The sequence below is a fragment of the Paenibacillus monticola genome (assembly GCF_009664975.1).
In the GTDB taxonomy this organism is placed as follows: Bacteria; Bacillota; Bacilli; order Paenibacillales; family Paenibacillaceae; genus Paenibacillus_AQ; species Paenibacillus_AQ monticola.
Genome location: NZ_WJXB01000001.1, coordinates 749,874 through 762,182 on the forward strand (window position 1 = coordinate 749,874; position 12,309 = coordinate 762,182).

20 protein-coding genes and 1 tRNA gene are annotated in these 12,309 nt (G+C 45.8%); 11 read left to right on the plus strand and 10 right to left on the minus strand.

The window, feature by feature from the left end:
- The first annotated feature begins 14 nt into the window (after nt 1-14).
- The 4 genes from GJB61_RS03205 to GJB61_RS03220 all read left to right on the plus strand — a co-directional run bounded on the left by GJB61_RS03205 (nt 15) and on the right by GJB61_RS03220 (nt 1,491).
- Nucleotides 15-206 (plus strand): hypothetical protein, encoded by a 192-nt coding sequence (locus GJB61_RS03205; protein WP_229521423.1) that lies wholly within the window; start codon nt 15-17, stop codon nt 204-206.
- Nucleotides 207-234: 28 nt separating this feature from the next.
- On the plus strand, nt 235-507 hold the full coding sequence (locus GJB61_RS03210) for a hypothetical protein (protein WP_229521424.1): 273 nt from the start codon (nt 235-237) through the stop codon (nt 505-507).
- 13 nt (nt 508-520) lie between these two features.
- Nucleotides 521-847 (plus strand): YolD-like family protein, encoded by a 327-nt coding sequence (locus tag GJB61_RS03215; protein WP_154117004.1) that lies wholly within the window; start codon nt 521-523, stop codon nt 845-847.
- 107 nt (nt 848-954) lie between these two features.
- Nucleotides 955-1,491 (plus strand): hypothetical protein, encoded by a 537-nt coding sequence (locus tag GJB61_RS03220; protein WP_154117005.1) that lies wholly within the window; start codon nt 955-957, stop codon nt 1,489-1,491.
- Nucleotides 1,492-1,640: 149 nt separating this feature from the next.
- On the opposite strand, the gene GJB61_RS03225 is transcribed toward GJB61_RS03220, so the two are convergent.
- From GJB61_RS03225 to GJB61_RS32120, 3 genes are all read right to left on the minus strand, one after another.
- Nucleotides 1,641-1,847 carry a hypothetical protein gene (locus GJB61_RS03225; protein ID WP_154117006.1) on the minus strand — a complete coding sequence of 69 codons (207 nt, stop codon included), beginning with the start codon at nt 1,845-1,847 and terminating at the stop codon, nt 1,641-1,643.
- Nucleotides 1,844-2,155 (minus strand): DUF7667 family protein, encoded by a 312-nt coding sequence (locus GJB61_RS03230; protein WP_195724216.1) that lies wholly within the window; start codon nt 2,153-2,155, stop codon nt 1,844-1,846. Before GJB61_RS03230 ends, GJB61_RS03225 begins: the two co-directional genes overlap by 4 nt.
- A gap of 120 nt (nt 2,156-2,275) precedes the next feature.
- Complete coding sequence (locus GJB61_RS32120) at nt 2,276-2,401, minus strand: hypothetical protein (RefSeq protein WP_267490770.1); 126 nt, start codon at nt 2,399-2,401, stop codon at nt 2,276-2,278.
- A 116-nt stretch (nt 2,402-2,517) separates the two neighbouring features.
- Here GJB61_RS32120 and GJB61_RS03235 point away from each other — a divergent pair, with 116 nt between their 5' ends.
- Together GJB61_RS03235 and GJB61_RS03240 are read left to right on the plus strand one after the other, a co-directional pair.
- Nucleotides 2,518-2,736 (plus strand): helix-turn-helix domain-containing protein, encoded by a 219-nt coding sequence (locus GJB61_RS03235; RefSeq protein ID WP_154117008.1) that lies wholly within the window; start codon nt 2,518-2,520, stop codon nt 2,734-2,736.
- Between the two features lie 119 nt (nt 2,737-2,855).
- Nucleotides 2,856-2,943 (plus strand) — tRNA-Ser (locus GJB61_RS03240).
- A 51-nt stretch (nt 2,944-2,994) separates the two neighbouring features.
- On the opposite strand, the gene GJB61_RS03245 is transcribed toward GJB61_RS03240, so the two are convergent.
- The 3 genes from GJB61_RS03245 to GJB61_RS03255 form a co-directional block, all read right to left on the minus strand.
- Complete coding sequence (locus GJB61_RS03245; protein WP_195724217.1) at nt 2,995-3,324, minus strand: GRAM domain-containing protein; 330 nt, start codon at nt 3,322-3,324, stop codon at nt 2,995-2,997.
- A gap of 99 nt (nt 3,325-3,423) precedes the next feature.
- Complete coding sequence (locus tag GJB61_RS03250; RefSeq protein WP_154117010.1) at nt 3,424-4,779, minus strand: dipeptidase; 1,356 nt, start codon at nt 4,777-4,779, stop codon at nt 3,424-3,426.
- Nucleotides 4,780-4,884: 105 nt separating this feature from the next.
- Nucleotides 4,885-5,565 carry an SDR family NAD(P)-dependent oxidoreductase gene (locus GJB61_RS03255; RefSeq protein WP_154117011.1) on the minus strand — a complete coding sequence of 227 codons (681 nt, stop codon included), beginning with the start codon at nt 5,563-5,565 and terminating at the stop codon, nt 4,885-4,887.
- A gap of 116 nt (nt 5,566-5,681) precedes the next feature.
- Here GJB61_RS03255 and GJB61_RS03260 point away from each other — a divergent pair, with 116 nt between their 5' ends.
- The 4 genes from GJB61_RS03260 to GJB61_RS31060 all read left to right on the plus strand — a co-directional run bounded on the left by GJB61_RS03260 (nt 5,682) and on the right by GJB61_RS31060 (nt 8,087).
- Nucleotides 5,682-6,083 (plus strand): winged helix-turn-helix transcriptional regulator, encoded by a 402-nt coding sequence (locus tag GJB61_RS03260; protein ID WP_154117012.1) that lies wholly within the window; start codon nt 5,682-5,684, stop codon nt 6,081-6,083.
- Nucleotides 6,084-6,204: 121 nt separating this feature from the next.
- Nucleotides 6,205-7,083, plus strand: coding sequence for a TRM11 family SAM-dependent methyltransferase (locus GJB61_RS03265; protein WP_154117297.1), 879 nt, complete (start codon nt 6,205-6,207; stop codon nt 7,081-7,083).
- Nucleotides 7,084-7,114: 31 nt separating this feature from the next.
- Nucleotides 7,115-7,732: an NUDIX hydrolase gene (locus tag GJB61_RS03270; protein WP_154117013.1), complete on the plus strand. Its 618-nt coding sequence runs from the start codon at nt 7,115-7,117 to the stop codon at nt 7,730-7,732.
- A 202-nt stretch (nt 7,733-7,934) separates the two neighbouring features.
- The gene (locus tag GJB61_RS31060; protein WP_195724240.1) at nt 7,935-8,087 is read left to right on the plus strand and encodes a hypothetical protein; all 153 of its coding nucleotides are present in this window, start codon (nt 7,935-7,937) and stop codon (nt 8,085-8,087) included.
- 90 nt (nt 8,088-8,177) lie between these two features.
- On the opposite strand, the gene abc-f is transcribed toward GJB61_RS31060, so the two are convergent.
- Entirely contained in the window at nt 8,178-10,166 is a 1,989-nt protein-coding gene (abc-f, locus tag GJB61_RS03275; RefSeq protein ID WP_154117014.1) for a ribosomal protection-like ABC-F family protein, read from the minus strand.
- A gap of 130 nt (nt 10,167-10,296) precedes the next feature.
- Nucleotides 10,297-10,461, minus strand: coding sequence for a hypothetical protein (locus tag GJB61_RS31065; RefSeq protein WP_195724218.1), 165 nt, complete (start codon nt 10,459-10,461; stop codon nt 10,297-10,299).
- A 200-nt stretch (nt 10,462-10,661) separates the two neighbouring features.
- On the opposite strand from GJB61_RS31065, the gene GJB61_RS03280 reads away from it, so the two are divergent.
- Entirely contained in the window at nt 10,662-11,039 is a 378-nt protein-coding gene (locus tag GJB61_RS03280; RefSeq protein WP_154117015.1) for a PH domain-containing protein, read from the plus strand.
- Here the strand turns inward: GJB61_RS03280 and GJB61_RS03285 are convergent, their stop codons facing one another.
- Both GJB61_RS03285 and GJB61_RS03290 read right to left on the minus strand, forming a co-directional pair.
- Nucleotides 11,040-11,579, minus strand: coding sequence for a chromate efflux transporter ChrA (locus GJB61_RS03285; protein ID WP_154117016.1), 540 nt, complete (start codon nt 11,577-11,579; stop codon nt 11,040-11,042).
- A complete protein-coding gene (locus tag GJB61_RS03290) occupies nt 11,580-12,158 on the minus strand; it encodes a chromate efflux transporter ChrB (protein ID WP_154117017.1) in 579 nt (192 codons plus the stop codon). It lies immediately after the preceding gene.
- Between the last annotated feature and the right edge of the window lie 151 nt (nt 12,159-12,309).

The window sequence follows — 12,309 nt, forward strand, 5'->3', positions numbered from 1 at the left end:
GATCGGTAATGAAAATGAATATCGGCCAAACCATTGAAATTGTATGCCAAGAGAAAGCGGGGAAGATCACGCAACGGAAGGTTGAGATTGAGGGTATTCGAGACGGTCGAATAAGAGCAACCTGTGCAACTACCGATGCGCCGCGTGTGTTCCTGTCAAGTAGCATACTCGCCTGGCAGCTGGTGCGTGAGAAGCGCCATGCTTAATGATACCGCACGAAAGCTACTAATGATCATGACGCACTCATCTGGCCATCATGGACATATGCCAACGCTGCAGGAGTTGGAGACAAAGAGTGGACGGACACCGGAAAAGATTAGAGTTGGATTGCAGGAACTCGTTGAGAAAAATTATATTGAATGGAAGCCAGGTACTCCAACGGAGAGCACCTTAATTTTGGAGGGATGGGAAAGGGATGATCCCGCAGGCAAGGTATCACAGGCAGGAACACAGAAGCCTCAGCAAATAACTACACCGGGGAATATGGATTACTGGCAGTATTACTAGGAGGGCAGACATCATGACTAAGAAACTAGAAAACATATGGGAATGTAGCAGGCTTGTGTTGCCAGAGCATAAGCAACTCATAATTAATGAGGAGCGTGAGCAGGGTCGGCGTACTCGTCCTGTTCTGGACCCACAGAAAGTGGAGCTGATCGAACGAGCTTTATATAAGTCTATGGAGGACCATAGCGCTATCACGCTCACCTTGTACGATCCATTTGAGCACAGGGTAGCCAAGGGCATCATGATGAAGGTAGACCGGCAGCTGGGTATTAAATTCCGGTGGTCAGAGGATGAATGGGATTGGATTAAAATAGATGATGTTACTTCGGCGACTATATGACATATTCGCAAGCGCTTGGGAATTTGCTCTGCTGACTTCGGTTGGTAGGGCTTTTTTCTTTTATTCCCCCATGGTAAACTTTAGGTAAATTATCAAGGGGGATAAATATGCGACGAAGTATACTAGCTCTATTATTTTTGATTTTATTAACTGCGTGCGGATCGTCAAAGAGCGGTCTTACCGCTGATGATCTTGCTATTGTAAAGGTTGATAATGATAAAGAAATTGTTCGGTATGGGATGAGTCGAGCAAGTGTGGAAAAGGTTCTTGGAGAAGGAGAAAAAAGCGATGTGATTAATATTGTGAGCTATGAGAATGACGTATCCGTTCTATATAGAGACAATGCCGTCGTTGCTATCTTATTAAGCGAAGAATCTAACGGTATTTTCAAAACTTTACAAGGTGCGGAAATTAATATGAACAAAGAAGATCTGGAAAAAATATACGGACATGACAATGTTATAGAGAAAGCTAAAAATTTGGATTACATATATGATTCTATTGAGGGGAAATATTTATCGGATATGCCTGTTGACCCAAAAGATAGAACAAAGATTTATCACGTTTCAGTTATGTTCAATGACAATGGAGAAGCCGAAAATATATCTTTGTTAGACAATAACGCAGCTACACTCGCAAAATAAAGGCAACTACACTTGTTGTCTGTTTTTAATATGTCAAAAGAACATTATATGTGAAGGCCAGCTTTGCAAAGCCAGCTCGGAGCGGGTTCCCACGACACTACCCCAAATATCTAGGGATAGTGTTTCGGCCGGTTCCCATACGGCCATCATCAGGCGGGTAAATCATCTTTATTAAGTCCTTCCGGTTCAAGTACTACAGGCAACACTTCCCCAATGTCCACCAGTGCAGCTATACGCTTGCTGATACCCTCAAATGTTCCGATTGCTTCTACTTTCCCGCGACGCTCACCAAATCCGCTTGTATGGTCTTTTACAATCCGGACGGACATCCATGGTTTTAATTCTTCCCATTTCATAATTTAGGCGCCCTCCCGGTGAGTCGCAGCGCGTCAATTCGTATCCGCAGCTCATCAAACCAGGTATCATCATTCAGCAGAATGGCTATGCCAGATAGCTGCTCCAGCTTAACCACATCCCAGCAATATTGTGCATTGACCTGAAGGCACTGCAGCAGCTCCGGGCCGTGTGCGTGTGTGAGTTTGCCAGCCTTATGCATGTGGAAAAACTCTGCGAGTCTCAGGTGTACAGGCAGCATTAGCGCCGCCCCCGTGTTTTGAATAGCGCGATCACCGAAACAATCAGAGCTGCCCCGATTACAATCCATGTGATTACATTCAGCATTTCAAATCCCTCCCGCGTATGCTCGCCAGCTGATTTATTTTAAAAAGAGTTTATGTTATGATTGGGTGGAGAGCAGGGGGTGTGACCCCTACTCTCCGGGAACCTATTTACGTTTGCCGCCGTGGCTGCGTTTGGTTCCTTTTTTGTTGTCTTCCTGAGTTTTCTTTAGTAGCAAGTATGCCGTGTAACACTGGATACTTGCTGTCAGGAGTATCACCCAATCTTTCATTGTCTTGTTCACCTCCTCTCTACTTCTTTATTATACAACGAATATAGTTGAATGTCAACGATATTCGTTGAACTTAATTATAGTTTATAGTATAGTAATGGTGAGGTGAAAGGGACATGCTGAGACTGAAAATTCAAGAACTAAGAGAATTAGGCAATCTGAGTGTACGCCAATTGAGTGAAGCCACCGGCATACGTTGGAATACTCTAAGTGATATGGAGAGGAACATTGCCAAGCATTGGCCTCCTGAACACTTGGACAAGCTTATGAGTTTTTTTAAGCTGAATGAGATTTCACAACTGATTGAGTATGAAGAAGAGCCGCCTCAGGAGTAATCCTGGACGGCTCTTCTTATGGGGCAAGATGGGGCGAAAATGGGGCATTTATATTCGTACCAATATGATTATGGTTGCTGAATTATAATAGATGATATTTTCAAAATCCCTTTTGTAGAGCGGATTTGAATAGATTCTATAGGTGCTTACAAACCCCCGTATCAGCCTTCCAAGCTGATAGCGTGGGTTCGATTCCCATCACCCGCTTATCCTTTATAATGTGTTGAGACCCTTGTGATGCAAGGGTTTTTTCTTTGTTTATTTTTGGAGTGTAGCAACAATGTTAATTCTATATTTTTCTAGAATATGCTCTCTGTCGAACAGCTTAAACTTATATTCCTGATTAGAATGTAAAGTTATTTTTAATCCATCGGGCACATAACGAAAAGAGTTGAAGGTCTCAACATTTTTAATTTCATTATTCAGGACTTCAATATAGTCCCCTTTCTTGTTGCGAAGCCATTTAGGTGCAAAAATAGTGCGTTGATTGGTCACATGCAAGTCGCCGAAAACCCGATAACTCATGCTTAAATAATAGGTTGCCTGCCTTTTGGTCAGCAAAATTTCATTATTATTTAACTGTAACAAGTGATGTCCCCCCTCCATGATTTTCGAAAATAAGCCAGGCTGCCCAGAAATACTGGGATGCCTGGCTATTATTGTACAACCTAATTCTACGAAAGCTTCCTACACGGTTTTTAGAAACTCAACAATGGTAAGTAATCCCTTATCGAAATTCTCCAGGTTGAAGTGTTCATCCGGGGCATGCAGGTTCTCGTCATTAAGGCCAAAGCCCATCAGAACAACCGGTGCTTTCAGAACGCGGGAAAAGCTTTCCATAATCGGAATGGAGCCACCGTCTTTAGTGAAGAGGGCACGAGAGCCATATACTTTACCGTAAGCATCAGCCGCAGTCTGTAAAATTGGATTCGACGGGTCAATGTTGAAGGCGCGTGCTTTCTCCATCTGTTTAACATGCAGTTGTACTCCGGCTTGAACATTAGCTTTCAGATGAGCTTCGATAACATCAAGAGTATGCTGTGGGTCTTGATCTCCAACCAAACGGCAGGTAATCTTAGCGTGTGCTTCCTTCGGGATAACAGTCTTGCTGCCTTCACCTTGGAATCCGCCATATACACCATTTAGCTCCAGTGTTGGACGTGCACCAACGCGTTCTACGAAGGAATAGCCTTCTTCTCCGTATAAAGCACCAAGTCCCAAGCTCTTACGAATATTCTCTTCATTTACGCCTTGCTTCAAAAATTCTTCGCGCAGCAGTGGAGACAGTTCAGGTACACCCTCATAGAAGCCTTCTACCGCTACACGGCCCTTGTCGTCATGTAAGGAAGCTAACAGAGAAACAAGTGCATGCAGTGCATTCGGAACTCCACCGCCGTAAGATCCGGAGTGAAGGTCAGTTAAAGCGGTATTTATGCTTACTTCAAGGGAACATAGTCCGCGCAGACCGGTACAGATGGCCGGGCGGCCGCGCTCCAGCAGAGAAGTATCCGAGACAAGTACTGCATCTGCAGCCAGTTGCTCCTTGTGAGCTTCCAGGAATGGGGGCAGATTCACACTGCCGATCTCTTCCTCGCCTTCAATACATAGCTTGATGTTGACCGGGAGTGTGCCTTCCTGTTTCAGAATCGCTTCGATAGCCTTGATATGCAGGAATACCTGTCCCTTATCATCTGTTGCTCCACGCGCGTAGAGCTTGCCATCACGTATTTCTGGTTCGAAGGGTGGAGTCGTCCACAGATTCAATGGGTCAACTGGCTGTACATCATAGTGGCCATAGACTAGAATGGTCGGTTTTCCTGGAGCATGAAGATAATCGGCATATATTACGGGATGTCCCGCTGTCGGATAAAGTTCAATGTTCTCCAGACCGGCACGCTTCAGAGTGTCCAGCAGCCAATGCGCTGCTCCTTGGATATCATCCTTGTGAGCGGACAAGGCAGAAATACTGGGAATAGTGAGCCATTGTTTCAGTTCCTCTAATTGTGCTTCCCGTTGCTCCTGAAAATAAGTTTCATATGACATAGTGAGTATGTACCTCCTTGGAGTTTTGCTAAAGCAATTTAGCAATCTATACGCACCATTATACTGGAGAACTCACTATGGATCAAAATGATTAGCGAAGGAGCTTTACCACACGATTGTTTGCGGTGTTACTCCGGCTGGAAAGGTACCCTCAAGTGTACTCTTGCTCAAGTACATGTCATACCAAACATCAGCAATGAGTCCCGGATCTGTCGAGGTACCTGGTTTGATGAATACTCCCAGGGCCAGATGGCCGATATAGATGCCTTTTGGAGCTAGATCGCTATGCAGGTTGTGGGCATAGTTTCTTAATCCGCTGAGTGCAATACCAATATTGCCCATCATGGGTATGGGATAAATGGAGGAAAGGCCGGTTGTGAATAAAATAGCTCCACTATTCTGTTCCAACATCTCTGGTAATACTTGCTCGACGCTTCTGATAGCCGCTACAACCAGACCTTGAAAAGCGTCCAGGGCATGCTCTTCAGTGACTTGTGAGGCGGGAGTGGGCGGGTAATTCCCACTGGTCGGGCTGAATTCAAGCACATCGATAAAGCCATATTTCTCTTTAATCGCATGAAAGGCAGCAACCACTGCTTCTTTATTGTACAAGTCGGCTGGAAAGGCAGCGGCTTCAATATTCAGACCCTGTAGCTCCTCCACCAGAATATTTAATTTCTCTGCATTACGGGAGATTAAAGCGACCTGAAAGCCGTTCGCACCAAATTTTTTGGCGATGGAGAGTCCTAGACCTGGGCCAGCCCCTACAATTACAAGAGTTTTCATTATTTATCAGTTCCCTTCAGGTTGTTGATTACGATCAGTAACCATGATAGACTACAGTGAACTAAAGCAGCAAGAAGGCACTATTACATGCTCAAGTTACTTGGAGGTAACCTCATTTGGACAAAACTTTAGAACAATCGTACGGGCAGCTGTCAATTCTTGAGGATTGTACAATCACCCGCCAGATTCTGGATAGGGTTGGGGATAAGTGGAGCGTGCTTATTATTGTGAATCTGGGTGTGAAGAGTTTACGCTTTAAGGAGCTGCAACGCCGTTCGGGTGGTATTTCACAACGTATGCTGACCCAGACCCTTCGCCATTTGGAGCGGGACGGGTTAGTCTGGCGTAAAGCGACACCGACAGTGCCATTAACCGTCGAATATGGCCTCACAGCACTCGGGGAATCTCTGCTTCATCCGCTACAGGCGCTGGTTGAGTGGGTTAACGGAAATCGAGCAGCAATCGCTGAAGCGCGTACCGGCTATGATAGTAAGCATGAACCGGTAGGAACGGAATAAAGGGCAGCAGCATAGAACATTTTACAAGGATAAGGATGAGATCAAATTGCTTACTGAAGTTATAAAACCCGCATTTATATATACCTACGCCTGTTCGGCGGATGAAGTATCTTTATGTCAGATGGAGCTGCGTTGTCTGTTTGGTCAGGAGGTCTCGTCTTCCATTTTTATTAGTGAGCAAGAGATAGATGTCAGCCGCAGCCCCTTTATCAAGGAACGGATTGACGTGTGGTATACAGGAGATAACCTGTCCGAGATTTATACGCAAGTGGAGCAGGTGGAAGTGAACGGCATGACGTTCAAGGCTATTTTTGTGAAGACAAATGACCTGAGCCCTGCAGATAAAATAGAATATGATGAGCGCAGAGTGATTGAGCGGGAAATTGGCCTGCATATCGAAGGGGCTGCTGATGTGAACCATCCGCAGCTTGTCTATGGTATTGTAACGCTGGGTGGCCGTTGGTACTTCGGAGCTTATCACAAGAATAAGGCGACCTGGTTCAGACATATGAAAAAACCGCGCAGCTACTCCATCGCACTTAGTACACGTGTTGCGCGGGCTGCCGCCAATATTGCCATTCCCCGGGCAATGGGTATTCGGGCTATTGATCCCTGCTGCGGAATTGGGACAGTGATGGTAGAAGCGCTTTCGATGGAGATGGATATAGTGGGTCGTGATATCAATCCACAGATTGCCGCCGGGGCGCGGACGAATATCGAGCATTTTGGGTTCACAGCCGAGGTAACGCTTGGTGATATTGCCGACATCACGGAGCATTATGACGCAGCAATTGTGGATATGCCCTATAATTTATACTCCCGAATTACACCTGAGGAGCAGCTCTCTATTCTAGTTAATGCCCGCCGGATTACGGATCGGATTGTAATTGTGGCGATTGAAGCTATAGATGAGATGATTGCAGAAGCGGGATTTACGATTATTGACCGCTGTGTGGCCAAGAAAGGCTTATTCTCACGTCATTTAATGCTTTGCCAGTAGACCTTAGGATATTTAATAGAGGGGTGCAGTTATGGAGCAGAAATGGTTATCTTGGGCCAAAGAGATTCAGGCGATTGCGCAGACTGGGCTTGCCTATGCCAAGGATGTATATGATATAGAGCGTTACCAGGCTTTGCGCGAGCTGAGTGTGGATATCCTGGCGAATTATACGTTTGAAAGCAAGGAGAAAATCAGACTAGCTTTTGCAGGTGAAGAGGGTTATGCCACTCCTAAGGTAGACGTTCGCGGAGTTGTTTTTCAGGGTGACAAGATTCTGTTGGTACGTGAGAAATTAGATGGAAAATGGGCGCTCCCGGGTGGCTGGGGGGATATCGGGCTTTCGCCGAGTGAGGTGGTCGTAAAGGAAATTACCGAGGAATCCGGGTTTCAGACGGAGGCTATTCGCCTGCTCGCCTTGCTAGATAAGAAATTCCATAATCATCCTCCAGAGCCCTATCATATCTACAAGCTCTTCATTCTATGCCGGATTGTGGGTGGAGCGGCTATGGAAGGTGTGGAGACGAGCGCAGTTTCTTTTTTTGCAGAGGATGAACTGCCTGAGCTTTCGGAGGAGCGAAACACGAAGGAGCAATTACTTACAATGTTTCACTATTTACACAATCCTGATAAATCGGTTATATTGGACTAGAGATAGTACATATAATATATGACTTCTCTAAGTGAATTGTTTCTATTGATACAGAATATGGTTAAATAGTAAAACGAAAGCACTTACATCAATAACCGCTGAGCCTTTATATCTAAAAAAATATTAATTTCTATTTTTTTTGGGTCAGGCGGTCTACATTTTTTCCTCTAAAGTGTCGATACATATTTTAGGAGGGGATCGCATGGAACAAGAAGAGTTGAGACTTCCATTACAAAAGGAAGGTGTAGTGCGTCCTGCAGAGGGCAATATTGCCACTGGGCTGGTATGGGGCATCTTAATCAGCATTCCCTTATGGATCTCGTTAATAGGTTGGGTTATGGGTATTTGGCGCTAAACTACCGAATAATACTATAAATTATGAACAGAATTATAAAATAAAGCTGCCTCTTCGTATAGAAGAAGCAGCTTTTGCGTTATTTCACCTTCATTCCTCATTCTCGCTGGCGATTAACCAGCTTGTGTAAAGCTCATCAAGCTTTGCCTGCGCCGCATCGCGCTGCTGCTGAAGTTGGATCAGCCCTTCAGCATCGCTGCTAATTAGGGGATCAAGCATATTAGCATCAATCATTCCCAGAAGCTGCTCGGCTTCTGCGATATCCTGCTCCCAAGAGGTCTGGGAGCGTGACTTGCGGGATGCAGGGGAAGAGGCTCGTGCAGAACTACTTCTCTGTGCTCGCTCCCTACGTGCAGAGTTATCGGCCTGAGCTATAAGTTGACTCGCCGACTGAGAAGCAGTCTTGCTATATCCAGCTTCTTTTAGATATTCGGAAGCTGCAGCTTTCTCTGCTTGTTTTTCCTTATAATACTCATAATTCCCAGAGAACGCGGTAAACTTACCTTCTTCAATGGACCAGAGCTTATGGAAAAGACGATTAATGAAATAACGGTCATGGGACACAGCCAGCACGGTGCCGGGGAAATCCTCCAATGCTTCCTCAAGCGCCTCTCGAGAATCAATATCCAAATGGTTAGTCGGCTCATCAAGGATCAGCAGATTTGGGCGGCGATGCATCAATATTGCAAAGCGCAGCCGGGTCCATTCTCCACCGGAGAGATTCGTAATATCTTTGAATACATCACTGCCATAGAAGAGAAACCGAGCTAGCTGTCCCCGGGCTTCACCCTCTTCAAGTCCTGCTTCCTCGCGGAAATAGCGCAATACGGATTGTCCGCTATCGTCCGGAACAGCTTCTTGAGCGAGATAACCAATGACGGCTCGTGAACCAAGTGTGCAGGTCCCATTGTCCGGAGTTTCCTGACCAAGAATAATGCGCAGCAGTGTACTCTTGCCAGCACCGTTTCCGCCAATGAGCGCAGTTGTCTCCCCGTATCGCAGCACTTCACTAGCTCCCTGAAACAGGCAACGATCACCATAAGATTTAGCAATTCGATCTAATATAACAGCCTGATTGCCGGAACGGTCCTTCTGCTCCAGCTGCAAATCCATGGATTTGCGCTCCAGAATAGGACGCTTGACCTTGACCATCCGGTCTAGTGCCTTCTGCATCGATGCGGCTCGGCGATGGAAGGATGGGTTGGGCGGATTGGAACGGTTTCCCCATTCAATCAGCCGTTTGATGCTCTCCTGCATTTGCTTAATTTTCTTCTGCTGCTCTTGATAGTCAGCGAACTGCAGCAGCAACCGGGTTTCCTTCTCGACTTGATAACCGCTGTAATTCGTATGAAAAGTAATAGCCTCTCCGTCTTCAATCTCGATGATTTTTTTGACTACTGCATCCAGAAAGTAGCGGTCATGGGAGATGGCCAGCACGGTACCCTCATAGCTCTGCAGAAATTGCTCCAGCCATTCGATAGCGTTCATATCGAGATGATTGGTTGGTTCATCCAACAGTAGGACATCTGGCTTGCGCAGCAGCAGCTCTGCAAGTCCTACTTTCGTCTTCTCACCGCCGGAGAGGGAGGCGAAGCTGCGGCCGTACTGCCCGCTTCCAATCCCGAGACCTGCAGATATACGCTGGATGGAGGATTCAATCTCATAACCTCCGGCAGTTTCGAATTTATCCTGTAGGCTGCCGTATTCCTGCAATAGCTTGTTCCAGATTTGTTGGTCATTTTCCACATTCGAGACGGACATTTCTTGCTCTAGCTCCCGCAGACGGCTTTGCCATTGCAGGGGTTCAGCGAAGCTACGCTGTAAGACACTATATACAGTTTCTTGCCCACTAACCTCCTGGATCTGCGACAGCAGTCCGATTACACTACCCCGGCGTAGCGAGATTTGTCCTTGATCAGGTCGTTCTTCCCCATTCAGCAGATGGAAGAGGGTAGTTTTGCCGCAGCCGTTGCGGCCGATGAGACCGATTTTTTCGCCTTGGCGAATATCGAAGGTAATATCGTTCAGTACGAGCTGGGCTCCGTGGTATTTTTGTACATTTTGACATTGAATAATCATTAGGATTCTCCTTTAGGAATACCCTTTCACCGCTGACTGTTCCTCATAGTAGAAATATTGCTCTATCCCGTAATTGAATATAAAAAAGACCGTAGGGAAATTTCCCCACGGCCTGATCATTCTCCGGTTATTAGATCCGTCGAGGTGAAGGCAGGAAAGGCATTTCACAATTGTTTAGTATTATTGGGTTCTTGAAAATGGACAGATTTCTCCCGTTAACGCCATTTACATGAACGATGCCAGCCATAGCAATAGGCAGCCGGCTAATAACACTGTTGGTCCAATTATGATCCATTCCTCCACACCTCCTTCTTAGTAAATTTATATTCATATTATTCAATTATTACAGAATAAGCAAGGGGCAAAGCTGGAAATGGCTTAGTTCCTTGTGTAAATAATGATGATTTTCATTGCATATTCTAATATTATTACAATAATATGGTTCTATGGCGGAGGACAACCCGCTAAATCTATTATACGAAAAGAGGATAACTTATGGCACTTTTTGACGGGTTGCTCGGTAACGCTTCTCAGGTGGATATTGCTGCTGTACAACAGGAATATGCACAGATTCTTGCCCCTCAGGAGAAGATTGAACGAGCTTATAAGCTGATTAGAGATATGTTTATTTTTACGGATAAGCGGCTTATTCTAGTAGATAAACAAGGAATAACCGGGAAGAAGACGGAGTATCATTCCATCCCTTACAAAAGTATCTCGCACTATTCAGTCGAGACTGCCGGGCACTTTGACCTGGATGCAGAGTTATGTCTCTATATTTCCAGCAGTGCAGTGCCGGTAAAGAAGACGTTCAACAAATCTGTGAATATCTATGAGGTACAGGCTGTGCTATCGCATTATATATTGAAATAATTATACAGTATAACGGAGCACAAGCCCGCCATAGGCAAAAGCAGCAAGGATCACTATGGCAGGGTGAAGCTTGAGATGCTTCATGGCCCAAAAAGCAATCGCAGCGATAATCAGGGTCTGCCAAATTCCGATGGAGTCCGCGGGACCCTTGGCCATTTTCCAAGTTAGCACAGCCATCATCACGGCAATAACGGGTTGTACCAGCAATGTCATTCCCTTAACTACAGGCGATTGCTTGTATTTCTGCATCACCTCAAGCAGGATGATAAGCGCCGTGGCGGAAGGAACGATGGTAGCCAACAAAGCGACGACCAGCCCGATCCAACCATAAACATCATAGCCCACATAAGTGGCGATTTTGGTAGCGATCGGACCGGGCAGGGCGTTGCCCAGTGCCAGCATATTGGAGAATTGCTCATTGGTGAGCCAACCATAATGTGGAACGATTTCCTGATACATCAGAGGAATGGAGGAAGGTCCGCCACCATAACCTAGCAGATTAGCCATAAAAAATCCGTAAATCAGTTTTAGCCATTCCATCTAGGGTGTCCCTCCTTGATTCTTCCTGGCGAGTATTCGAAAATGGACCGTTCCGTAAGCGAGATAGAGCAGAATGACAATTGCCGGATGCACGTGCAGCACTTCAAGTAAGAGCAAGGCCAGCAGGAATAAGGCTACGCCCATAATCTTCCCCAAGCCTTTATAGGCTTTTTGCGCAAATTCGTAAGCCATCAATCCAAGCATCACCGCGATTACAGGAGATACCCCCGCAATCATCCCGGCCACCACTTTAGAGCCACTTAAATAATTGACAGCTGACAGCAATGCGATCATTGCAATACAACTGGGCAGGATATGGGCCAGGACAGACAGGATAGCGCCCCTTACACCCCGGAGTTTATAGCCTAAGTAAGCGGCCATTTTGGTAGCGATAGGGCCCGGAAGTGCATTGGCTATCGCCAGTGTATCGCCAAATTCATCATCATTTAACCAGTTGTAACGGGTAACGGCATCATGTCGGATCAGAGGAATTACGGAGGGTCCTCCACCGTAGCCGAGTATCCCGGTTCTGAACATAGCCACTGTTAATTCTACATAATCATTATGAATCGATTTCATGTGAGACCTCCCCTACTTTAGAGCTATTCTATACAAATCGTATGATTCTAACTAGCAATTACAATACATAGAACGTAATCTTTGTGCATGGATCACAAAAAGCGCTGCTAGAATTTACGTTCTTTCCTAACCGATTGACAGATGAATTTCA